Here is a 23627-nt window from a genome sequence, read left to right as displayed (position 1 = left end):
ATATAATAGCATTAGATACATATAAAAACTGTATCAAATGAGACAATTAATAAATAAACTCTATTGAAAATAATTATCAATATTGTTGTAATTTGATAAATACTATGATATTATTTCAATCAAAGTGAATATTTATCAGAAAAGGTGATGACTTTGAGTGAAAAAGAAGTATTAATAAATAGTAAATTATTTTCTGAAAGATACATTATAGAAGATAAGATAAAGACAAAACATTATAAGAAAGGTCAATTTATAAGCGATTTTTTTGATAAAGAGTACTATGTAGGTGTGATTAAAACAGGACAAGTATCTATATATTGTATATCAAGTGATGGAAGTGAAGTTAACATGTCTATTATACAGGAAGGCGATGTTTTTGGAATTTCCAATATATTTGATGAGGAATCTTTAGATACTGTACTAAAATGCAAAAGTAATGTTTCTGTAGTTTTTTATCCCAAAAAACACTTTATAGAAATGATGAAGTCTGATACTACTGTCGCTTTAGAATATTCAAGATACTGTAATAGAAAGATACAATTTTTACTGAGAAAGATAGAATTTTTAAATATACAATCTAGTAAAAAGAAGATTATCGAATACTTGCTAGAAAAAAACGGTAAAAATGGCATTGTTTTATTAGAATGTTCTAAAGAGGAATTAAGTAAAAGACTTCATGTCAGTCGAGCATCTTTATATAGGGAGTTGCAGTCATTACAAAGTGAAAATTGCTTAGAATTTAATAAAAGGAGTATAAAAATATTGAATAAAGAAAAATTAACACAGATTCTATATGAAATATAATATTAAATAATAAGGAGGAAAGTTTTATGAAAAAGAAATTATCAATATTATTACTAGTATCATTAATAACTGTTTCGTTGGCAGGATGTGCGTCAAAACCACAAGAGACACAGGAAAAAAAAGAACCTGAGGTGGTTGCTAAAGTAACAGCACTAAAGGGACCTACAGGAATGGGAATGGTTAAAATGATTAGTGACGAAAATGATAAAAAAGAAAATGGTTATGAATTTACAATAGCAAATTCTGTTGATGAAATTACACCTAAACTCATTAACAAGGAAATAGATATTGCTGCTATTCCAGCAAATCTATCATCTGTTTTGTATAATAATAGTAAAGGTGAAGTAGAAACTCTAGCAATTAACACATTAGGAGTCTTATACATAATTGAAAATGGAAATTCTATAAACAATGTAAATGATTTAAAAGGAAAAACGATTTACGCTAGTGGTAAGGGGTCAACTCCTGAGTATGCTTTGAATTACATATTGAAAGAAAATGGAATTAATCCATCTGAAGATGTCAACATAGAGTATAAATCAGAACATACAGAGTGTCTGGCAGCATTATTAAATAACAAAGATGGAATAGCGTTGCTCCCAGAACCATTTGTAACAACAGCATTGACTAAGAGCGACAACTTAAGAGTAGCTTTAGATTTGACAAAAGAATGGGATAATTTAAATAAAGATAAAGATATTGAAAGTGCTTTAACAACAGGAGTTGTTGTTGCACGAAAAGAGTTTGTTGAGAAATACCCAGAAAAAGTTAAGAGCTTCTTGGAAGAATACAAAAAGTCAGTTGATTTTACAAATAACAATATAGATGAAGCTTCAAAACTTATTGAGAAAAATGAAATAGTACCAGCAGAAGTAGCAAAAAAAGCAATACCAAAATGCAATATAACATTTATAGATGGTACTACAATGAAAACTACACTAAACAATTACTTAAAAGTACTTTATGAAGCTAATCCAGAGTCAATAGGAGGAAAGATGCCAGGTGAAGATTTCTACTACATCCAAGAAAATTAGTAAAGCCCATATACTAGCAATAATCTTTTGGCTTACAGTTTGGCAAATAGGTAGTATGATAATTGGTCAGGAGATACTTTTAGTATCTCCTTTTTCAGCTTTAAAAAGATTATTAGAATTATCTACAAGCTTTGAGTTTTGGGAATCCATACTCTTTTCTTTTATGAAAATAACAACAGGATTTATACTAGCTTTTATTGTAGGGATAATAGTTGCAATAATAGCATCGAGTAAAAAAAATTTTAGGATACTTGTTGAACCATTGATACTTACAATACAATCTATACCCGTAGCTTCATTTATAATACTCTCTCTAATATGGATATCTTCAAAGAACTTGTCCATTTTTATATCTTTCTTGATGGTGTTGCCAGTAGTATATAGTAATATTCTAAATGGGATAAATAGTATATCTAGAGAGCTAAATGATATGGCAAAAGTATTTAAAGTGAGTAAAATAAAAAAAGTAAGGTACATATATTTATCTGAGGTAGCGCCCTACATAAGAGCGGCATGTAGTGTTTCTTTAGGGTTATGTTGGAAATCCGGGATAGCAGCAGAGATAATAGGTATGCCAGCTAATTCTATAGGTGAAAAACTATATAAGGCTAAGGTATATTTGAATACTCCAGATTTATTTGCATGGACTATAGTTATAATTATAATAAGTATTTGCTTTCAAAAGGGATTTTTGTCATTGATAGACTATTTATTAAAAAGATTAGAGATAAACTAGATTAAAAAGATTGGAGATAAGCTAGATGGATATAGTAATTGAGAATCTAAGCAAAAAATATAATGATAAAATTATTTTAAATAACTTTAGTAATACTTTTAAAGATAATTCTATAACTTTTATAACTGGAACATCTGGAGTTGGCAAAACAACATTAATAAGAATATTGATGGGTCTAGAGAAAGCAGATAGTGGAAAAATTACAGGTATCAGTCATAAAAAGATTAGTGCAGTATTTCAAGATGATAGTTTATGTGAAAATCTAAGTGTGTTGTTAAATATAAAGTTAGTTTGTGAGAATTTGGGGAATTTAGAAATTGAAAATGCTTTAGAAGTATTGGATTTGAAGGGTTGTATCAATAAAAGGGTCAGAGAGTTAAGTGGAGGTATGAAAAGAAGGATAGCAATATTAAGAGCTTTGTTGTATGATTTTGACTTGCTTATAATGGATGAGCCTTTTAAAGGACTGGATATGGAAACTAAGTATAAGGTTATGGATTTTGTTATAGGTAGGCTGGAAAATAAAAGTGCTATAATAATTACTCATGATATGGATGATATAAAATATTTTAGAAGTCATAAGGAATCAATAATTGATTTTAAGATGCCTTCAATATAAATACTTTTTTCATTTTAAAACCCTTAAATATTTTATATAAACATTATTTCAAACCTACTAATTTCATATACTAAAAAGGCTGTAGGTAAATTTATTTTTACACAAATCTACTTACAGCTCTTCTACATAATAATTATGATATTGTATAGTATAACTCTCTAAAATATGAATTATCATTTAATAATTCTTTAAAACTTCCACTTCCTATTATACTACCATCTTTAAGAACAATTATATTTTCAAAACTCTTAATTGAATTTAATCTATGAGCAACCATAATAGTTGTTTTATCTTTTAAAAACTCCATAACATTTAACATAACCTTTTCTTCTGTAATATTATCTAAAGCTGATGTAGCTTCATCTAATATAATTATCTTAGCATCTGAAAACCAAATTCTTGCTAATGCTAGTCTCTGTTTTTCTCCACCCGACAATGTAGTTCCCTTTTCTCCCAATTTAGTATCCAAACCATATTCTAATTTTAAATATAATTTTTTTAAACCTACTTTTTCTAATACATCAATAATATCATTACTTTTTATAGGTTTTCCAAATACAATATTCTCACGTAAGGTTCCATCAAATATGGGTGAATCTTGTGATATATATGTAATATACTTATAGTAGTTATTTAAATTCATCTCAAGCAGATTGTAATTATCAATAAATATAGTTCCTTCATTTGGCTTTAATAACCCAATTAAAAGTTTAATTAAAGTAGATTTACCAGAACCACTTTCTCCAACAATTACTACCTTCTCTCCACTTTTAATACTTAAAGTAAGTCCATTGAATATCTTTCTTTTATTATCGTACAAAAATCTAATATTATTAAAATCAATGTTCCCATGCGTTAAATCAACTTTTTTACCAGACAACAATTGACTATCATTATTAAGTTCTAAAATATCAGTATAACGTTTATATGCTGCTTTATCTAGTTTAAATTGAATATACAATACATTAAAAATAGCTATAGGAGTATATGCATTATCTAGTAATGTTATCAAGGCAATTATAGAACCTATACTTATTGTTTTAGTTTTCCAGCCATAAACTATTATTAATATTTTTATAAAAGTCACTATTAATGAAAAAATCGTGAAGAAAGCTTCATGAATCAGTGTCATTTTAACCTTAGAATCAATGATTTCCTTTTTTGCAGATTTTGACTGACAAATTTCATACTTAAATCTTTTGTTTACTCGAAATACAATCATTTCTATAAATCCACGAACTAAAAAATGATTCATCTTCTCTTCATTAATTAATATATGCTCTTTAATTTGATACAGAGCTTTGATTAATAAATTTGTAATAATAAAAACTATAAAATATCCAATTAATATAGTAAACATAACTTTTTTATCAATCCTACAAATAAAAACCATACTGAATAAAATTGATGGAATTATTTTTCTAATAACAGCTAATAAAAAGTCAAAAAATATATTTCTACCCGCATTAACTCCATTTTCAATTTTTTGAATCAATTTTCCTGTACCTAACTTTTGATATTCTAAGTAATCTATTTTACTCATTTTTTCCAAAGCTTTTAATTTCAAATCTAAAAAAAAGGTATGCTCTAGTTTCCTACCTGGATATTCATCAATATACCTTAAAAGAGACAAGGTAATTAATACAGCACCATAAATAAAAATTATTTGAAAATTTATAGTCCCATTATTAAATCTATCTATTAGATTCTGATAATAATTGGCACTAAAACTATTTAAAAGTTCTATACTTATTCCCAATGCTAAATATATAAAAACTAATAACCTCTCTTGTTTTGCTATCTCTAGTAAATATTTCATAACTGTACACCTATCCTTATTTATTTTACTTGTTAACTTAGAATAAATTTTATATATAAAATGTTTCTTTATTTTTAAAATTTAGTGTGATTATTAATCACTTTAAGTTAACAAAATCTAAAATTTTTAGCAGTACAGTTCTATTTGTTAGCAATTTAATATTTTACTCAGTACATTATGCTAACATATAATCTAACTGTACTGAGTAAATATCTCGTTTTATCATATAAATCCCCTTTTTATAGTCTAATATTTATAGTTAAACTTTAAAGTGTACTATATAAAATGATTATACAATATTTACATAGATATATTAAGATAGAAAAAATTTATATCAAAATTTATTATTAATACACTCCAATACTTTATTTACTAATGGTTGTCCATACTCATTTGGACTTGGTGACTTATTTTTAAGCACCTTATTAATTGCTTTTAGAACTTATTTTTTTGAGAGTTGTCTAACTTTAATAAATCTTTCTTTAAATCCTTTGTATAAAATATACATTCTATAACATTACTCAAAATCTACCTCAATATTTTCAAGGTATTTTTCGCTGATATTCAAATCTTCCACAAGTTTATAAGTTCATTTCTTGATATTCAAATCTTACATAAGTTCATAAGTTCATTTCTTGATATTCAAATCTTACACAAGTTCATAAGTTCATTTCTTGATATTCAAATCTTACATAAGTTCATAAGTTCATTTCTTGATATTCAAATCTTCTACAAGTTCATAAGTTCATTTCGTGGTATCAATTCTGATTCTGTTAGACTCTTCATTCTATTTTCTGTCTCAAGTAGAAGCTTATAATCAAATCTAGATTTTTGAACTATTGTATTAAGCATATTAGCCATTAGTAACTCTCTATTGTTTAACATATTATACCTCCTTAAGTCTATCTATGTATATTATAGGGTCTTACTAAATCAAAAAGAAGCATAAACAAGTTTGTTTTATACAAACTCTATCTATGCTCCCTACACTTATACACTCATCACATCTATTCAAAGCTATCACTCATCTTACACATATTCAACTTTAAACATTAAACCTCTTAAGTCTTCACAAAAACTCTTTCTATACAGACTTACTCTTCGCCTTACATACCATCTGAGTCATAGTACCCATAGGACAATAAACGCACCATGAACGAGGCTTAAACAATACCATCGTAATCAAACCAAGGACAGTTGACGTAAGCATAACACTATAAAAACCGAAAGCAAACTGCACCACCCAAGGTGAAACCAAAGTCCCATGGTACGCCCACTGCCAAGGCATCTTTATAGTCCACAACAGAGTCACTACCTCTTTAAGATTTCTACTCCCTTCAAATACTAAATAAGTTGAAAAAAGCATATTAATAAACATCACCATAAAAAATGTCAAAAATCCATATCTAAACCACTTACTTCTAATAAATTTAGGAATATCTTTATTTCTTGACAGCTTTAATTTATTTCCAAGTAAATTAAACAATTGTCCTCTTCCACAATACTTATTACAATACGCTTTATTTCCTTTAACAATAGAAATAATTAGTGGCACAAAGAAACAAATTAGTCCAATCCAAGCGAAAATAATATTTACAAATCCCAATATCAAATATATTGAAGAAAAAATCCATAAATAATCATACCAATGTTTTTTATTATTCATGACACTTACCTTCTTCCTCTTTTAATATTGTTATAATCTCAATCACAGATGCTGGACATGTCTTTTCACAGATACCACACCCAACACATAAGTCTCTATCAATTTTTGCACTAATACCATGTGGAACTGATATAGCACCTCTTGGACATACTTTTATACAGCTTCCACAAGCTACGCACTCATTTTCTAAAATATTTGCATACTTCTTTTTTTTATTAGACATAATAACCTCCCTATATTATTAATCTATAAGAATTATATCAATATGTTTGCTTTTTATCTGTGACTTAATCACATAAAATGCCAATATTAAAGATTGCATCCTAGTTATAGAAGAACTTTAAATGAAAAAACGATATGAATTTATCTAATTTAACTTCATATCGCTTCTTCTTCTGTTTATTTATATAAATATTTATTATATAATCTTTGACATAGTTATAATATTTTCTTATATGTTTCTATAACTTTATACACAATCTTATCCTATTAATTACAGTCTAAATCTCTCTATTAGTTCTAACCTTACACACATTTTTACTCTATTACCCACAGTTTAACCTATCTATAAGATATAACTTTATACACAATCCTACTATATTATTCACAGTTTAAACCTGTCTATACTCGTAACTTTATACACATATTACTTCATAAATCACACATCATATTCTTATATAAACTTTCACTACAAACGCTACTTTACCTTATTAATATAGTTTAATATCTTAAAATATTACATATTCTTAACTATCCATCCCACTTTACCTTACTAATCAAATCCTTCTCTTTTACATACTCATAATCTTATACACAACTTTGCCTTGTTGACCATACATTTAACTCACATATAACTCCAACTTTATTCACAAAATCATGATATTAATCACACTTAGATTCATCTATAACCTTAAACTTATACACAATTTTAATCTGTTAATCACAATTTCACCCCAACTATATTAGCCTATATTTTATGAAATATCTGAAGCTCCCATGAATAAAGTCACAGGGTTCCTGCTTTATAAAATTTTGCATAATCAAAATTGCCTTCTCCAAATCAACTCTATTTTTTTCTTACAATATACCTGACATTAATAACGCTCATATCAAACATTCTCGCTAATTCCATATAATTTTTTCCATTAAACAACTTAATCATAAGCTCATTTCTAGCATTTTTTAAAGCACCTTCCATTGTCTTAATATAAAAATATGTTCCCCCACTTTGTTGACACAACTTAAGATACTCCAGCAAATTATACTTATGTAATTCTTTTGGAATACTCACTTCTATCTTGTGTTCTTCAAGTAATTCTATAATCTTCTCTAATTCTAGCATATTTTCACCTCATATTTTATATTATGTTTCATGTTCCTCGACTTTCAATAAGCTTATTATCGCTATCCTATCGACCTAATACTTTAGCTCCTGAAAATGTAACTTATCCCCAAAGTAACAAAAATGCTTATGCTTCGTCTGTCCATCTCTACACTTTGCAACTATTAAATCAACCATCTTGATTCCCCTGTATTCTGACTCCCTGACTGCTTCCTCACTTTCTCCTATATCCTTAACTGCTTCTTCATAATCACTCCCTTTTAATTGATGTATATAAACCACATTGTTGCTATCGTGGTAGATAGCTTTACTATCCCTCATGGGTCTATCCCCATAAGGTCTTGAATCTTTCATTTCATCATTTAACTGACTTAATTGAATTATTGGTATATCAAAATCCAAAGTCATATTTTTAAGCTCTCTAGAAAATGTAGCTACTTCTCTTTCCCTTTTATCCATACTTTTCTGAGATGTAAGGAGTTGCACGTAATCCACTATTAATAAATCTGGCTTTACCTGCCTTATCCTCTTTCTAATTGAACTAATTGTATCTATCTTGTCATTTATATAAATTAAGTTATTCTCACTCAAATCCCCTATTGCATGTACAATAAGCTTCCAATCATTTTCATTTATCTCCTTAGATTTCATATCCCTTGTACTTACACCTGTTACCCTACATATATTTCTCATAAATACTTGCTCACTAGTCATCTCTCTACTTATAAACAAAGTCTTTTTTCCTTGCTTAAATGAATTTAGCATTATTTGAAGTGCTAAAGCAGTCTTTCCAACTCCAGATTTAGCTGCTATAGTAGTTAATTCCCCTTTAAAAAGCCCACCTATAGTAGCATCAAGTAATTTTATACCAAATTTAAAACCAACTTCTTTATCATTTTCCAAGAAATCTAGTACCTTTTCTGCAATACTATGTACATCGTCATTTTCATGGGTATCTTTATCTAAAATTTCTTTCATATTATTTTCAAACTTGTATATACAGGTATCTATGTTTTCTCCAAGGTTTAGACTATGCAAAAGGTTTTGACAGTTTTGATTTATACTTCTTCTTGCCAAGTTTTCTTTTAAAATCTTAATATGACTATCAAGCCCAAAACTCTTCCCCCAAGTGATTAGATTAGTTAAGTCACTTGTTTTTATTGCTAGAGATTTTTTATCTATCTTAGATTTTACAGTAGCCACATCAATCACTATATTTTCTTTTTTAAGCTCTTTCATAATTTTAAATATCTCAAGACATATATTTTCCATAAACATGTCCTCACTTAATTCATCTAGCTTATAGTTTAATTTATTATCTAAAAGAATTGTGCCTAAAATAGACTGTTCTATTTCAACATCTTTTGATTTACCCATATAAATTAATCTCACTTTCTTCATAAGTTTTTATATTTTAATTTTTAAGTACATTATCAGTTATAAATACATTATTCATTATGATATGATACGCTGTTTGTCATGAATATATGGTTAGTTATAATACTATTGTTAGTTATGAATACATTATTAGAATAAAAATACATTGCTAGTTATAAATACATTGCTAGTTATAAATACATTATTCATTATGATATGATACGCTGTTTGTTATGAATATATTGTTAGTTACAATACTATTGTTAGTTATGAATACATTATTAGAATAAAAATACATTGCTAGTTATAAATACATTGCTAGTTATAAATACATTATTCATTATGATATGATACGCTGTTTGTTATGAATATATTGTTAGTTACAATACTATTGTTAGTTATGAATACATTATTAGAATAAAAATACATTTCTAGTTATAGATACATTATTCATTATGATATGATACGCTGTTTGTTATGAATATATTGTTAGTTACAATACTATTGTTAGTTATGAATACATCATTAGAATAAAAATACATTGCTAGTTATAGATATATTATTCATTATGATATGATACGCTGTTTGTTATGAATATATTGTTAGTTACAATACTATTAGTTATGAATACATTATTAGAATAAAGATACATTACTAGTTATAAATATATCAATTAACTACGAATACATTATTAGACTAATTAAATTTCACATATAGGATTCCAGTATCTTACATTTTCATGTTTTTTCCTCTCACGACTACTGTTATCATAAGTTGTATAATTAGAATATCCATAACTCCAATTGTCATGATTACTGCCTTCTTTACACTGATAAATATTGTTTTGACTTTTTATAGATATGTTTTCATTCACATATGATTCAAACTTATAGCTAAATAAAGTTTCTGGTCTTATATACATTTCCATTATGGTATTTTTCCACTTAGCTACTTTTACCTCAATAACTCTGTAGAAATCTTCTAAGACATAACCTTCTTTTAGCCTTTCATTGATAAGTTTTATGCTTGTTGGAGAATTGAATTTAAAGTTCTTTCCTGATTTTTTATTTAGCATATTTATAATGCTTTGCTGTATATTTTTTTTATTAAATTTATTTAAAGACTCTTTTTTATTTGTTACAGATTTAGTTTCTTTTTGTATATCATGAGTGTTATTAAAGGAATTGTTTTTACTCATCATACCTACATCACTGGAAACTTTACTATTACTAGGTTTTATAACATTTTTATTCTGATTATTTCCTGTAGTATTACCAATTCTTTTACATGTGTCATTGTATGTATCATTAAGGTCTAGATTTATTGACTCTGATAGTGGGTTAGAATTTTTCCCTTTTGATTTTTTTATATTAGAATGTTCATTGATATAATTTTTGATAGTGTTAATATTAGAAATGGATTTATTAATTATAGTATCTTTGTTATGGAAATTATTATGACTATATTCTGTATTGCCAGTATCATTAGACAAATCCTTATTATTGTTATACTCAAGCCCTACATTCACATCACTGTTAAACTCATCATTAAACTCATCACATCTTACATCACAATCAAATTCTATATTACTGTCAACAAAATCGCCATTAACATTACTATCTATGTCATTGCCCTCAGATAGGTTTCCATCAAATTCTATACTGATATAGCTATATATAGAATGAGATTTACCTTTTACACCTTTAGATACCAACTTTATTATTCCTAAATCCAAAAACTCTCTTACAAGCCTACTTATGGTAGAAATAGAAAGGTGTAAATCTGTAGCAGTTCTTCTCACTGTCATATAAAATTGACCCATTGGTAAAGTACCTTGAAGCCTTTGTATATTTTCCTTTCTCATTATATAATGATTGAATCTTATTTTGTTAATATCATTCTTTATATCAAAACCCAATACCACTGAATTCAATTTGTAAAATCCATTACTCATCTCTGTTTCCCCCATTTCTATTAATAAGTGCTTGTGATATGATAATTATTATTTTATATAAATAACATAATATTTTAAATATAAATATATATTTATTTTAATATTTTTTTAATTACACAATTAATTCCTTAAAATATCTATTTATATCCTTAAATATACAATATATTATGTCATATTAATTTATATTTTTTTATTTATATAGCTTATTTATTGTTTTTTCCCCTTTGTACAAGCAATTGTATCATTTTATCTATTTTTTAGCCAACAAATATTTTCGACTATTTTCTTTATATTCTCAATATATCTCCAGTATCTAACAAATTCTTTTACAGAATATACAATGTATTTAAATTAAAAAGTAATAAATTTGCTTAATTTGTCTAAAAAAAACTTTGCAAAATGTCTTTTCTATCTTTTACCCTTAGACTTTATAAGACACTTTGTATTATATTTTATATACCATTTTCATTCAGTATTCGCTTAATATTACCTACACACATATTATACTTAGCAGCCAATTCATTGTAATTTACTCCATTAAACTGTCTTACTATCTCCCTATCTCTTGCATATCTAAAAATCCCTTTGCATGTAGGTATATAGGTATTTGTCCCTCCATACAGCTTAGTAATCTCTATAAACTTATCAATTCCAACTATTTCTATCATTGCATGGAACTGAACTGGTATATCTTCCAATTTTACTTTCATAAACTACACTCCCCTTTAAAATGTTTTTGTAGCCTTAACAAAGTTTAGTACTTTTAACAAAATTTTTCATAATCTAATAACTTTGCTGGCTTTAATAAAGATTTTACTGGTTTAAAGGTAAAATGTTAATATTGGACTTTTAACTTTTTTATTTAAAGATTAAATTTAATAATTTTTTTAACATAATATCTAACCCTTATTACTTAACTTTAAACACCTAGAATTTTATACAATAATAGCTCAACCCATAGAAAAATACACAAATTCTATATCAAAACCATTAAAAACTTATCTCCAAACATAACATATAAATTAACCAAATATACATATATCAAAAATTTTCCAATAAAAATTTACACAAATAATCTTAAGAAATTACTGTTTAACTCCGATATTATCTTAGATGATAGTATTATAGTTACCAAAGAAAGTCGACAAATCTTTGAAATTAAATTTTTAGGAGGTAATTTTATGGCAGTTGTTTCAACAAAAAATTTATCTAGTATAAAATTAAAATTGGATGCTGGTTTTGATGATAAGGGTAAGGCGGTTATTAAAAGCAAGTCATTTGCAAACGTAAAAGCACAAGCATTAGATGATGATGTTTATGCTGTTGCAGAAGCAATAGCAAGTCTTCAGGAAAATCCTATTGTAGATATTTTAAAATTAGACAGTACATCACTATCTAAATAATATTTTTTAAATATAATCTAATTCGCAAATTAAAACACCGAAACTTTATAAAATGATAAATTATATGATGCACTCAATGTTCTATATATTTTGTAGGTTGTATCTTTAATCTATTTATACTTTAAAGATTAATATATTAAACATGTTAACTATTTTTAAATGTTTTCGCGATTCAATTTAAGTAATACCAAAACATTTTCTATACTAGCAAAAATTAAAATCAACCATTAATATTAACAATTAAAAATATAAATTATTATAACGGAGGTAACTGTATGGAGATTAAGAAAAAATTAGTCATGAGTTTTAAAAATGTAAAGGATAAACAAGTTTCTTTTTCTATAGAAAACCCAAAAGATAGCTTAACTGAAGAAAACATAAAATCTGTTATGGATTTGATAATATCTAAAAATATTTTTTTAGTTGGAGGATTTGACCTTGCTTCTGCTGTTGAAGCTAAGGTTGTAGAAACAAATACCACTCCTTATGACTTAGTTATAGAGTAGGAGGATGATTTCATGGACGATAGTTTGCAACTGTTAATAACCAATGTTGGTTTCCCTATAGCTCTATCCATGTATTTATTGGTTAGAATTGAGGGTAAATTAAATGCTTTATCAAACAGTATTGATACGCTATCTAAAAACATTTTGGTATTTAAGAAGTAATTTTGACAATATATTAAATCATAAAATAGGTCTATTTGTAAAATAATTAGATATATTCTATGAAAAATACTATGATATTTGGAAATTTATTCCAAATATCTATAGTATTTTTTTGAATTTTACCACCTCAAATTTGAATTTCACTATTTTATTTTTGAATTTTACCATACTCAATTTGAAATTTAGAACGCATCTAGTTGGACTAAATAAAATATAATGCTATTCTAATGACAGTAATAAAATGAGGTGATGATTAATGAAAATCCATGTCGAACAAGCTACTAATTGTGATGATATTGAAATAACTATAAAATGCTCTACATTAGATAATAACATCGAAAAAATAATTTCATTATTAAGTACACCACTACTTGATATAAAAGGAAAAAAGTCAGGAGAAATTTATAAACTTAATGTCTGTGACATTTTATATTTTGAGACAGTTGGAAACAAGACATTTGCTTATTATAAAGATGATGTGTTTGAAGTTGATTTGAAAATATATAAACTATCAAAACTATTAGTTAATACATCTTTCTCACGTATATCTAAATCCATGATTTTAAATATGGACTACATAGAGAGCACAAAAATAATATCGCATAATCGTATGCAAGCTACTTTAACAAATAATGAAAAAGTTATTATCAATCGCCGTTACATAAAAAATATTAGAGAAAAGCTAAATATTTAAATAAAATCTAAAATACTTTATTAATATCACTAATCGTATATTTATTGACCTATTTTGTAATCAAAATAATACAATATATTTAGTATTAAATACTAACTGATTGTATTTAGTGTAGAAATAATTAGCCAAAATATAAGAAATAATATATTATCATAACTGAGATATACTATTAAATTACATTTTAGTATATAAAAAAACAAATAAATTAAAACACTATTATAAAACGAAAGGATAGTGAAAAAATGCAAATATATAATACCCCCTTTAATACAAATAAACACTTAACCTATTTCTTTACACTTACTTTATTATTAAATTGGATATTCAGTCTTACACCTGTATTATTTGGAATTACAGACACGATACTTGGAGAAATCATTTTTTATCTTGGATATACGTCACCAGCTATTGTAGGTCTATTTTTTATCTCTACAATATATCCAGATAACGCAAAAAAAGATTTCATTTATAGATGTTTTAGCTTAAAAAAAATGAGTATAAAATGGCCCTTATTGACAATATTATTCTTTGCTTTAATGTTTATTGTTTCTTTAATAATCGGAAATTACTTTAATGTGAAGACTTCTAATATAAATTGGAAATACATAGCAATATATGAACCTTCTAAAATAACATTTATGCTATTATCAAGCTTTATATTAAGCATACTTAGTCAAGAAGCAGGATGGAGAGGATATGCTATTGACAAACTATTGGTCAGATTTGGATTTACAACCTCTTCAATTATTTTAGGTATTATTTGTGGAATTTGGTATCTAGGGTCGTACTTTACTCCTGGTCAAATGCCATATACTCTAGCACAATCTTCTTTATTTGATGCAGTTTTATTTATACCAAATATTATACTTTTAACCTTTATAATTAATTTTGTATATATAAATACAAATAGAAGTATTCTAGCTGCTGGACTTGTTCATATGATGAACAATTTCTTTAATGTTCAATTACTACTACATTGCCCTATTAAATTGTGTGCAATATCTCAATATGTACAAATACTATTTGAGCTAATATTTGTTGTATATATAGTTTCTTCTAATAAGTTTAAACAGAAAGTAGATTCTGAAATTGAACAAATAAAATCAGATGATTTTGAATTTGAGCTAGATTGGTAATTTTAATATTAACTATAAAATATTAGCTATAAAATATTAACCATAAAGTGTAAGATAACTTGTAATTTGATATAACTATAATCCAATGGTGTTTTACTCCATGTAATTATACCTAAAACTGTAAAATAAATGTATTTCCCTAAACGCTTGAAGTATATAAAAACAAAATATATACTAATTATAAGTGAAAAGGAGGTCATATTTTCATGTTTAAAATTGGAGAAGTTTCAAAATTAACACAGGTATCTATTCGTATGTTACGTTATTATGATGAGCTTGGTATTCTAAAACCAGCAAAAATAGATAAATATACAGGTTATCGCCTCTACTCAGTTGAACAGATTTCAACTTTACAAAAAATAGTCTTATTAAGAGATTCAAAATTTAGTGTTGCAGAAATATCAAATATAGTACATAACTGGGACGATGAATTCGTAATTAAAGAATTAAATCGAAAAAAGAATGAAATAAAAAATGAAATAAAACAAGAGCAACAGAGAATAAATAAAATTGATAGGTTTATAGATGCTATAAACCATGATAAAGATGAGATTCATCACAATGTTGTCTTTAAGGAAATTCCAAGCTATAAAATCATATCGCTTAGAGAAATAATACCAGACTACTACTATGAAGGTATTCTCTGGAAGAAGTTATACGATTTTATTAAGGAAGAACATATAGAAGTATCACGTCAATCCGACAATAATATAGCATTTTATCACGATGAAGAACTTACAGGTAATGGTGTAGATGTCGAGGTTGGAATGGTCGTAAAGAAATTTGGTAAGAATAAGTCTGAATTTACATATCGTGAGACAGAAGAAGTTAATACAATGGCATGCACTATGGTGTATGGTCCATATGAAAACATAGCTGGTGCATATGAGTCCTTTTGTTATTGGTTGGACAAAAATAGTGATTATAAAATGTCAGGTATAAATAGACAAATTGGTCATAAAGGTGAGCATAATGAATCAAATCCTGAGAATTATCTTACAGAAGTTCAAATCCCACTTATAAAAGTCTATTAGATTTGCACTTAAACACATAAGCACTAGGCACCATTGACATCCCAAAATTTTCATGATAGTATCTAAACGTGTATTAAACACGTTTAATTTTTTTTATAGGGAAATTTTTGAGGGGAAAATTATGAAAATAGATTCGACAAAAGAACAGCTAATTAATGCTACAATTCAGTTACTATCTTTGAATAGAGATATTTCAAGCATTACAGCTAGAGAAATTGTAACTAAGGCAAATGTCAATTTAGCTATGATTAACTATTATTTTAAATCTAAAGAAGCATTAGTTAATACTGCTATTAAAAAAATTTTAAAACATCATATGGATGAATATAAAGATACACATGATACTAAAAATTTAGTACCTAAACAGCAATTAAGAGAAATACTAATTACATTTTTTGACTTTATAGGTGCGCATAGTCAATTTATAAAGGTTTCTGTACCCTACATATTGATACAAGAAGAAATTATTTATCCATTTGAGATACTTCCTTTAGTTAAGGTTCATTATGAAAGCCAGAACAATAAAAAAACTGAAGCTGAATACAGAACTATTGCATATCAAATAACTTCATTTATTCAGTTGCTTTGTCTTCGTTATGATGCTTTTTATAAATATAGTGGTATTGATATTATGAATGTTGAACAAAGAAATAGTCTAATAGACTTTCAATTAGATTTACTTCTAGTAGATATTATAAAATAATGATATATTAGCTTTTTAATTTATAATTCTGGTGATGGTTGAAAATATTCTCATTGACTAAAAGATACTTACATTAAATAGGGAGGAAGTTTTAATGTTTTTTACATTTATAGGAGTAATCTCAGCAGTTTTATTATTGTGTACAATTGTATATGGTTTATGGATAAAGCTTAATAACCGTAATAATGACTCAAATTCTCACTTTACTTTTTCGATACTTTCAATTGTTTTTTCGTTGTTGATTGTAGTAGCTTTTTTAGTAAGAAATTAATGTCTTTATTATATGATATGTTTATTAGATGGTATATTTATTATGATAGTTACTTTACTATGATAGCATTTTTATTAAATAGTTCATTTATTTGATAGTTACTTTACTATGATAGTATTTTTATTAAATAGTGCCTTTATTTGATAGTATATTTACTATGATAGTATTTTTATTAAATAGTTCATTTGTTAGATAGTATTTTTATTATAATAGCATTTTTATTAAATAGTTCATTTATTTGATAATCTATTTACTATTATAGTATTTTTATTAAATGGCTCATTTGTTAGATAGTATATTTACTATGGTAGCATTTTTATTAAATAGTTAACTTGTTAGATGCTATATTTACTATAATAGTATTTTTATTAAATAGTTCACTTGTTAGATGCTATATTTACTATAATAGCATTTTTATTAAATAGTGCCTTTATTTGATGGTATATTTACTATGATAGTTACTTTACTATGATGAGGTCTTTGTTATAATGATTTGCTATGATACAGAAATATTTGACTGACTTAAAATTATTTCTACAGCTTTTTACAATATCTTTAAATCTCTACTTATATTTTTATAAGATTCTTTATTGTTTTTGTACTACTAGTATTTTTATACTTTTAACTACAAACTTCAAATTCTTTTTAACGATTTATTTGGTTTAATACTACGATATACTTTTTCAATTCTATTGAATTTATATTTTTAAAATCCTTTTTCTATTACTTTATAATTCTTTTCAATAATATAACCTTACTATTTTAATATAACCTTACTATTTTATAACTTTTTTACTTTTACTTTATACATTTTTTCTTTAATCTAACTTCACTATTCCATAACTTCTTATTCTACATTACTGTTCTAAATACTGCCCAACTACTCTGTAACTTTTTTATTTATGCTCTACACCTTTAAGCTTTTCAACTATCACTATTCAATATAATCCATTTCGCTATGCTAATCTCTCATACTATCAATAATATATTTTCAAGTCTTACAAAAAAACACCCAATTCTTACAATAGAGCTAGTACTCCTCTAACCCCTTCAAATGCTATCATTGACTTACAAGATAAATGAAAGCGAGGATGATATATATGCTTAAAGTAAACAACTTATATAAATCGTACAAAACAGGTAATAAAACATATCCAGTATTAAAAAATATTTCTTTTGAAATCAATAAAGGGGAATTTGTAGCAATTATGGGTTCATCAGGAAGCGGAAAAACCACTCTCCTAAACTGTATCTCATGCTTTATCCCAATTGATGATGGTGAAATAACTCTTGGAAACAATAATATAAAAAATTTGCAGGAAAAAGAACTTTCTGAAGTCAGAAACCAACAATTAGGATTTGTATTCCAAGACTTCATGCTATTTGATGGGCTTAGCGTCTTTGAAAATATCTGCGTTCCACAAATTATCAAAGGTGGTCAAGTCTTACAAATGGAAAACCGTGCTGGCAGTCTATGTGAACTGTTTGGTATTGAACATATTAAGAAAAAATACCCTGCTGAAATATCTGGTGGAGAAAAACAACGTACAGCTGTGGCAAGAGCACTTATGAACAATCCAGATTTAATATTAGCAGATGAACCAACTGGTAACCTTGATAGTAAGTCTTGTCGTACAGTCATTGATTCATTTCTAAAGGCAAAGCAGGAGTTAGATGCTACTATACTTATGGTTACACATGATAGCTTTGCAGCAAGCTTCTGTGACCGAGTTATCGTACTTAAAGATGGAATAGTTTATAAGGAGGTTGTAAAATCAAGTTCAAGACGCGAATTCCTAGATGAATTACTAGAACTTTTAAAAGAAATGGGAGGCGGTCAAGATGACAATTAATAAATTATATGGAAGACTTCGAGCCTATAATTGGAAGAACTATACAACCTTATTCTTTTGTATAATACTTTCTGTGGTACTAGTTACTTCATATGCTCTAATTTATTTTAGCCCAACAGTACAAAACATCCTGCCAACTGGTGGAGATAGCAGAAAACAAGCTACAATGATATTCTCAGTTGCCATATTGGGATGTGCTGTATTTACTACATACGCTTCTTCTCTATTTTTAAAATTTAAAAGTAAAGAAATTGGTATTTTCATGGCTCTAGGAGCAAACAAGAAGAAATTAAAAAAACTTCTATTTTCAGAAATATTATTAATTTCTATAATATGCTGTTTTTTAGGTCTTATATTAAGTATTCCTGTATCCTTTGGTATATGGAAGATATTCCAATTAGTGATTATTGATACTAGAGAAATGACTTATCAATTTGGAACTCAGGGATTCATCTATGGATTTATATTCTGTATATTTGTGACATTGTGTATATTTATGCTTTCAGTAAAATTTATTAATCGTACAAATATAATTGATATACTAAATGACCAAAGAATATCTGAACCAATACATGATGTAAAGGAATGGTATGGTATATTAGGTATAGTTTTTACTATACTAGGTATTGTTTTAGGTTATGTTGTACCTTCAATAGTTATAGATAAATTAAATTATCTATTACCATCTATATGGAGCATTACCTATCTATTCTCTGCTGTTGGAATCTATATGATTATGACATATATAGTTGTACACGCAAAAAGAGGAAAACATCCTGAAAAATACTACAAAAATATCATATCAACTAGCATGATGAGATTTATGGGAAGACAGACAGTAAAAAATATGTGTGTTATTTCATTTTTAATTGCAGGAGCATTATTTGCTGTATTCTATGTTCCTAACATGGTTACAGGAATTTATGATAATCTTAAAAACAACCCTATAGATTACACTTTTACCTACAATCAAAGAGATAAACAGGTATCAAAAGAAGATATTGAACAATTAGCAGATAAATATAATATAGATATTCAAAACTATATGGAAATTCCTTCTATTGAATTGATTGTTGATGGTACAGAGTCAACACATCATAAAAATGGAACTATTGATAAGGTGTACCTAAAAAAAAGTTCATATGACATGTTCTTTAATTCCAAAGATTTTTCTAAATTAATTGGCAAACCCATAACTATAAAAAATGGGGAATATCTCGCTGTTGTAAATAAGGAAAATGAAAATAAAGGTTCTGATTATACCAAATTTATATCAAGTCCAGTAACAGAAAAAGAAATTCCTTTTAAACATGCTGGAAACCTAATCTTTAATGGTTCTTTTTTTCAAAATAGAAGTATGAATGTTTATGTTCTTAATGAAAATGATTATAAAGCATTTGCTAAGGATTTATCTATAAAAAATTACAATAATTCTGTACTATTTAATGTAGATAAGTCTAAAGATACTTATGCTTTTGCTAGTGATTTAAAGGCAGAGATTATAAAAAGAACATCTAAAGAATTGGGAATGTTCACTAGTTATGATGAGTATGTAAAAAAACGTTATGAATCAACTGGAGAAAAGTATTTTATGGATGAAAGTTATCCAAGTGGAGAAGGTCCTTTAAAACTAGAACCAGATAATAATCAATTGTATCTTAATTGGAAGTACTATCCTAATTTTAAAATTTTACAAAGTCAAGATATGATAAAAAATATGGCAGTCTTCTTGATGTTATTCATATATGTGGCAATCATCTGCTTTACAGCAGTTGGAATCATTGCATATACAAGAGGTGTTACTATAGCTGTAAATCATAAGCAGGTTTTTATGGATTTAAGTCGATTAGGAGCGAATAACGACTATATAAAATTCTGTATTAGAAACCAATTAAAAAAGGTGTTTTCATACCCTCTTATTGTAGGAAGCTTTGTAATCTATCTGTTTAACCTTATGATTATGCTTAACAATGATGGTAGAATTGTAAGTAGTGAGGTCAATGCTCTTTTGATAAATTTAGGTCTTATAGGGCTTTGTGGTATTTATATGTTCCTTATATATCTATTAACATATAAAAAATTCAAAAATATTATTGGGATTTCAAAATAAGAAAAATCACTGGAATCTTAAAATAAGTTTAATAAGATAGTTTTAAGTTTAATAAAATAGTTTTAGGTATAAACCCATACTAATATAGAAAACTTTATCTTGCTACCTGGATATATTTGTTATCTCATTTTATATATCTAGGTAGCAAAATATATTATATACTTAATTATATAAACAAAAAACTTGAAAGGAGATTAGACATTGATTTCGATTTGTATTTGTGATGATGAAAAACAACAAAGAAACATGTTAAATAAAATCATTACAAGAGAAATGGATTTGTGGGGTTACCCATGCCAAATAAAAGAATACTCAAATGGTGAAAGCCTACTATATAACCTAGAACACGAAAGCTATTATATGGATATTATTTTTTTAGATATTGAACTTGGAAAAAGTAACGGTGTTGATGTAGCAAAAACTATACGAACATATTCAAAAGACACTATAATCATCTTTGTCACAGGATTTTCTGATTATGTATTTCACGGATATGATGTAGGAGCTTTGAACTATATTTTAAAGCCTTATAAAAGTGAAAAAATATGTGAGGTATTAAAAGAAGCACTAAAAAAATTAGAACAATGGAAAGAAAATTTTATTACAGTTCAAATTGGAACTAACCTTTGTAAAATCAATATGAAAGATATTATCTATTTTAAAAGTGAGCTAAGAAAATTGACTGTAGTAACCTTTGAGAGAACATTAGAATATTATGGAAAGTTAAACGATATGGAAAGTATTCTTCCCTCTAACTTTATACGTACACATCAAAGGTATATTGTTAATCTAAACCATGTAGATAGTATAAGTCAAACTTATGCTAAAGTTCAGAATGAAAAAATACCTATAAGCCGTAAAAAATATCAGGAGGTCGTAGGAAAATTTACAAGGTATATGTTAGAATCTTAATTTCAAAAATCATGTTAGAAATTTAAGTTCAAGGACGATATTAGAATATTAGTTTTAAAATACATATTAAAATATTATTTTTTAGAAAGGTATCTTAAATGAATTCTTATTCTTTAATTAATAATGGTACAACTTTTATCATAGTTTTAATTCATATTTATATAGCCTTTTTTCTTTATAAGTTGACTTCTTATTTTATAGACTTTAGAAATCATTGGATTTTTAAAGTCATATTAATTTTTGGCTACTCAATTATTAGTCAAATGATAATATGGGTTTCTGACCCTGTAAATATTCTATTTACACTACTTGGGTATTTTATAATGCTTATAATCTGTAGTAAAAGTAAATTAATTCCCATAGTATCAATTATCATGATACTCTACCCTATTATAGTTGGTATTAATTTTCTTTTTATAAACAATCCTCTGTATAGTGGGCTTATCTGTTCAAGGGATTATCTTTTTATACTTTCAATTGTCAAGATAATTTCCGCTCTGATTAAACTATTGTTTTGGTTTTTAATACATATTTTCTTAAAAAATAGATTAATCAATATAAAACAATACCTATCAAATAAGATATGGATTTTTATCGACATGGTATGTATGGCTTCATTTTTATCAATATTAATTGCTATTATTCTGCCACCAACTAATTTAATTCCTATGGGTAGTGTAAATAATATTTTCTTAGGCGACTTGCCTTATGGAACTTATATAATCATTTTATCAGCAATTATAGCAAATATTGGTGTAATACTTCTTTTACAACCACTAATTGAAAATGTAAAGATGAAGATAGAAAAACAAGCAAATCATATAAAAGAAAAATACTACGATTTGCTAGAAAATCAACAAATTCAGATACGTAAAATACGACATGATATGAATAACCACTTTCAAATGATTGAATCGTATTTAGAGGTTAACGATACTGATGGTGCTAAAGAATATTTTAATCAGTTGAAAATAAGCCTTGGTACTCTTAGTGGAAAGCAATTTTGTAAAAATCAAGCTCTTAATTCAATTTTAAATCTTCGCCATACAAAATTAGAAGAAAATGGAGTTGATGTCCACTTTAATATAGACATAGACAATCACTTAGGTATAGAGCCTATAGATTTATGTACTATTTTTTCAAATTCTTTGGATAATGCTATAGAAGCTTCTTTGAAGATACAAGATTTATCAAATAGAAAAGTGGTGTTAAAGGCACGTTGTGAAAAGGAGTATTTTAGCTATTTGTTGACAAACAACAAAGTAAATCCTATCAATAAAAAGCAAGATTTATTTGTTTCAGACAAAAAAGATAGTTATTCTCATGGATATGGTATTGAGAATATTAGAGGAATTGTTGATAAGTACAATGGAGAATTAAATATCTCTTATACAGATAATGAATTTTCTTTATTTCTTTATATTAGATTATTTTAACCAAAACTATATTAGGTATCTTAATATAAATCTAAGAATATTCCTATTATCCAATC

The 23627-nt window shown here is 26.5% G+C and carries 24 protein-coding genes; 16 read left to right on the top strand and 8 right to left on the bottom strand.

The annotated features are described in order from the left end of the window. The first annotated feature begins 153 nt into the window (after positions 1 to 153). Genes ACTG45_RS03505 through ACTG45_RS03490 form a run of 4 tightly spaced genes read left to right on the top strand, consistent with a single transcriptional unit; the run spans position 154 to position 3193 of the window. Complete coding sequence (locus ACTG45_RS03505; RefSeq protein ID WP_479919828.1) at positions 154 to 804, top strand: Crp/Fnr family transcriptional regulator; 651 nt, start codon at positions 154 to 156, stop codon at positions 802 to 804. Positions 805 to 830: 26 nt separating this feature from the next. After that, on the top strand, positions 831 to 1838 hold the full coding sequence (locus ACTG45_RS03500) for an ABC transporter substrate-binding protein (RefSeq protein WP_479919827.1): 1008 nt from the start codon (positions 831 to 833) through the stop codon (positions 1836 to 1838). Then, the gene (locus ACTG45_RS03495) at positions 1807 to 2574 is read left to right on the top strand and encodes an ABC transporter permease (RefSeq protein WP_479919826.1); all 768 of its coding nucleotides are present in this window, start codon (positions 1807 to 1809) and stop codon (positions 2572 to 2574) included. Before ACTG45_RS03500 ends, ACTG45_RS03495 begins: the two co-directional genes overlap by 32 nt. Before the next feature lie 25 nt (positions 2575 to 2599). Next, on the top strand, positions 2600 to 3193 hold the full coding sequence (locus ACTG45_RS03490; RefSeq protein WP_479918152.1) for an ATP-binding cassette domain-containing protein: 594 nt from the start codon (positions 2600 to 2602) through the stop codon (positions 3191 to 3193). A gap of 133 nt (positions 3194 to 3326) precedes the next feature. Here the strand turns inward: ACTG45_RS03490 and ACTG45_RS03485 are convergent, their stop codons facing one another. The 8 genes from ACTG45_RS03485 to ACTG45_RS03450 all read right to left on the bottom strand — a co-directional run bounded on the left by ACTG45_RS03485 (position 3327) and on the right by ACTG45_RS03450 (position 12061). Further along, positions 3327 to 5012 (bottom strand): ABC transporter ATP-binding protein, encoded by a 1686-nt coding sequence (locus ACTG45_RS03485; protein WP_479918151.1) that lies wholly within the window; start codon positions 5010 to 5012, stop codon positions 3327 to 3329. Between the two features lie 729 nt (positions 5013 to 5741). Continuing rightward, the gene (locus ACTG45_RS03480) at positions 5742 to 5897 is read right to left on the bottom strand and encodes a hypothetical protein (protein ID WP_479918150.1); all 156 of its coding nucleotides are present in this window, start codon (positions 5895 to 5897) and stop codon (positions 5742 to 5744) included. A gap of 199 nt (positions 5898 to 6096) precedes the next feature. Beyond that, on the bottom strand, positions 6097 to 6678 hold the full coding sequence (locus tag ACTG45_RS03475) for a 4Fe-4S binding protein (RefSeq protein WP_021383294.1): 582 nt from the start codon (positions 6676 to 6678) through the stop codon (positions 6097 to 6099). Next, positions 6671 to 6901, bottom strand: a complete 231-nt coding sequence (locus ACTG45_RS03470; protein WP_167640312.1) for a 4Fe-4S dicluster domain-containing protein — start codon at positions 6899 to 6901, stop codon at positions 6671 to 6673. Before ACTG45_RS03470 ends, ACTG45_RS03475 begins: the two co-directional genes overlap by 8 nt. A gap of 843 nt (positions 6902 to 7744) precedes the next feature. Beyond that, positions 7745 to 8020 carry a Mor transcription activator family protein gene (locus ACTG45_RS03465; protein ID WP_021383291.1) on the bottom strand — a complete coding sequence of 92 codons (276 nt, stop codon included), beginning with the start codon at positions 8018 to 8020 and terminating at the stop codon, positions 7745 to 7747. 75 nt (positions 8021 to 8095) lie between these two features. Next, positions 8096 to 9397, bottom strand: a complete 1302-nt coding sequence (locus tag ACTG45_RS03460) for a replicative DNA helicase (RefSeq protein ID WP_021383295.1) — start codon at positions 9395 to 9397, stop codon at positions 8096 to 8098. A gap of 700 nt (positions 9398 to 10097) precedes the next feature. Continuing rightward, entirely contained in the window at positions 10098 to 11351 is a 1254-nt protein-coding gene (locus ACTG45_RS03455; protein WP_479919825.1) for a conserved phage C-terminal domain-containing protein, read from the bottom strand. A gap of 452 nt (positions 11352 to 11803) precedes the next feature. After that, positions 11804 to 12061, bottom strand: a complete 258-nt coding sequence (locus ACTG45_RS03450) for a Mor transcription activator family protein (RefSeq protein WP_021383279.1) — start codon at positions 12059 to 12061, stop codon at positions 11804 to 11806. 471 nt (positions 12062 to 12532) lie between these two features. Between ACTG45_RS03450 and ACTG45_RS03445 the strand changes: the two genes are divergently transcribed. From ACTG45_RS03445 to ACTG45_RS03390, 12 genes are all read left to right on the top strand, one after another. Next, a complete protein-coding gene (locus ACTG45_RS03445; RefSeq protein ID WP_021383264.1) occupies positions 12533 to 12754 on the top strand; it encodes a DUF1659 domain-containing protein in 222 nt (73 codons plus the stop codon). A gap of 275 nt (positions 12755 to 13029) precedes the next feature. Then, a complete protein-coding gene (locus ACTG45_RS03440) occupies positions 13030 to 13260 on the top strand; it encodes a DUF2922 domain-containing protein (protein ID WP_021383274.1) in 231 nt (76 codons plus the stop codon). Between the two features lie 12 nt (positions 13261 to 13272). After that, positions 13273 to 13422, top strand: a complete 150-nt coding sequence (locus ACTG45_RS03435; protein WP_044212660.1) for a YvrJ family protein — start codon at positions 13273 to 13275, stop codon at positions 13420 to 13422. Between the two features lie 256 nt (positions 13423 to 13678). Then, positions 13679 to 14116, top strand: coding sequence for a LytTR family DNA-binding domain-containing protein (locus ACTG45_RS03430; RefSeq protein ID WP_021383283.1), 438 nt, complete (start codon positions 13679 to 13681; stop codon positions 14114 to 14116). Positions 14117 to 14358: 242 nt separating this feature from the next. After that, complete coding sequence (locus ACTG45_RS03425; RefSeq protein ID WP_479919824.1) at positions 14359 to 15252, top strand: CPBP family intramembrane glutamic endopeptidase; 894 nt, start codon at positions 14359 to 14361, stop codon at positions 15250 to 15252. 206 nt (positions 15253 to 15458) lie between these two features. After that, the gene (locus ACTG45_RS03420) at positions 15459 to 16286 is read left to right on the top strand and encodes a MerR family transcriptional regulator (protein ID WP_479919823.1); all 828 of its coding nucleotides are present in this window, start codon (positions 15459 to 15461) and stop codon (positions 16284 to 16286) included. A 121-nt stretch (positions 16287 to 16407) separates the two neighbouring features. After that, positions 16408 to 16989, top strand: a complete 582-nt coding sequence (locus ACTG45_RS03415; RefSeq protein ID WP_021383265.1) for a TetR/AcrR family transcriptional regulator — start codon at positions 16408 to 16410, stop codon at positions 16987 to 16989. 94 nt (positions 16990 to 17083) lie between these two features. After that, positions 17084 to 17260 carry a hypothetical protein gene (locus ACTG45_RS03410; protein ID WP_021383287.1) on the top strand — a complete coding sequence of 59 codons (177 nt, stop codon included), beginning with the start codon at positions 17084 to 17086 and terminating at the stop codon, positions 17258 to 17260. Positions 17261 to 18360: 1100 nt separating this feature from the next. Next, the gene (locus tag ACTG45_RS03405) at positions 18361 to 19113 is read left to right on the top strand and encodes an ABC transporter ATP-binding protein (protein WP_479919822.1); all 753 of its coding nucleotides are present in this window, start codon (positions 18361 to 18363) and stop codon (positions 19111 to 19113) included. Continuing rightward, positions 19103 to 21223 (top strand): FtsX-like permease family protein, encoded by a 2121-nt coding sequence (locus tag ACTG45_RS03400; RefSeq protein WP_479919821.1) that lies wholly within the window; start codon positions 19103 to 19105, stop codon positions 21221 to 21223. The genes ACTG45_RS03405 and ACTG45_RS03400 overlap by 11 nt, the downstream gene beginning before the upstream one ends. Positions 21224 to 21424: 201 nt before the next feature. Continuing rightward, entirely contained in the window at positions 21425 to 22135 is a 711-nt protein-coding gene (locus tag ACTG45_RS03395; RefSeq protein WP_479919820.1) for a LytR/AlgR family response regulator transcription factor, read from the top strand. 599 nt (positions 22136 to 22734) lie between these two features. After that, entirely contained in the window at positions 22735 to 23571 is an 837-nt protein-coding gene (locus tag ACTG45_RS03390) for a sensor histidine kinase (protein WP_234781090.1), read from the top strand. Positions 23572 to 23627 lie beyond the last annotated feature (56 nt).

This window comes from Clostridioides sp. LIBA-7602 (genome assembly GCF_056688945.1).
Note: the sequence above shows the minus strand (reverse complement) of the source record. Positions and strands in the feature narration are given on the sequence as shown.

Bases quoted from the DNA above. Each gene is read 5' to 3' on its own strand.
- ACTG45_RS03410 (WP_021383287.1), top strand. From the start codon at position 17,084: ATGTTTTTTACATTTATAGGAGTAATCTCAGCAGTTTTATTATTGTGT.
- ACTG45_RS03430 (WP_021383283.1), top strand. From the start codon at position 13,679: ATGAAAATCCATGTCGAACAAGCTACTAATTGTGATGATATTGAAATA.
- ACTG45_RS03455 (WP_479919825.1), bottom strand. From the start codon at position 11,351: ATGAGTAATGGATTTTACAAATTGAATTCAGTGGTATTGGGTTTTGAT.
- ACTG45_RS03460 (WP_021383295.1), bottom strand. From the start codon at position 9,397: ATGGGTAAATCAAAAGATGTTGAAATAGAACAGTCTATTTTAGGCACA.
- ACTG45_RS03420 (WP_479919823.1), top strand. From the start codon at position 15,459: ATGTTTAAAATTGGAGAAGTTTCAAAATTAACACAGGTATCTATTCGT.
- ACTG45_RS03390 (WP_234781090.1), top strand. From the start codon at position 22,735: ATGGTATGTATGGCTTCATTTTTATCAATATTAATTGCTATTATTCTG.
- ACTG45_RS03415 (WP_021383265.1), top strand. From the start codon at position 16,408: ATGAAAATAGATTCGACAAAAGAACAGCTAATTAATGCTACAATTCAG.
- ACTG45_RS03470 (WP_167640312.1), bottom strand. From the start codon at position 6,901: ATGTCTAATAAAAAAAAGAAGTATGCAAATATTTTAGAAAATGAGTGC.
- ACTG45_RS03435 (WP_044212660.1), top strand. From the start codon at position 13,273: ATGGACGATAGTTTGCAACTGTTAATAACCAATGTTGGTTTCCCTATA.
- ACTG45_RS03475 (WP_021383294.1), bottom strand. From the start codon at position 6,678: ATGAATAATAAAAAACATTGGTATGATTATTTATGGATTTTTTCTTCA.
- ACTG45_RS03445 (WP_021383264.1), top strand. From the start codon at position 12,533: ATGGCAGTTGTTTCAACAAAAAATTTATCTAGTATAAAATTAAAATTG.
- ACTG45_RS03480 (WP_479918150.1), bottom strand. From the start codon at position 5,897: ATGTTAAACAATAGAGAGTTACTAATGGCTAATATGCTTAATACAATA.
- ACTG45_RS03405 (WP_479919822.1), top strand. From the start codon at position 18,361: ATGCTTAAAGTAAACAACTTATATAAATCGTACAAAACAGGTAATAAA.
- ACTG45_RS03440 (WP_021383274.1), top strand. From the start codon at position 13,030: ATGGAGATTAAGAAAAAATTAGTCATGAGTTTTAAAAATGTAAAGGAT.
- ACTG45_RS03425 (WP_479919824.1), top strand. From the start codon at position 14,359: ATGCAAATATATAATACCCCCTTTAATACAAATAAACACTTAACCTAT.
- ACTG45_RS03450 (WP_021383279.1), bottom strand. From the start codon at position 12,061: ATGAAAGTAAAATTGGAAGATATACCAGTTCAGTTCCATGCAATGATA.
- ACTG45_RS03400 (WP_479919821.1), top strand. From the start codon at position 19,103: ATGACAATTAATAAATTATATGGAAGACTTCGAGCCTATAATTGGAAG.
- ACTG45_RS03465 (WP_021383291.1), bottom strand. From the start codon at position 8,020: ATGCTAGAATTAGAGAAGATTATAGAATTACTTGAAGAACACAAGATA.
- ACTG45_RS03485 (WP_479918151.1), bottom strand. From the start codon at position 5,012: ATGAAATATTTACTAGAGATAGCAAAACAAGAGAGGTTATTAGTTTTT.
- ACTG45_RS03490 (WP_479918152.1), top strand. From the start codon at position 2,600: ATGGATATAGTAATTGAGAATCTAAGCAAAAAATATAATGATAAAATT.
- ACTG45_RS03500 (WP_479919827.1), top strand. From the start codon at position 831: ATGAAAAAGAAATTATCAATATTATTACTAGTATCATTAATAACTGTT.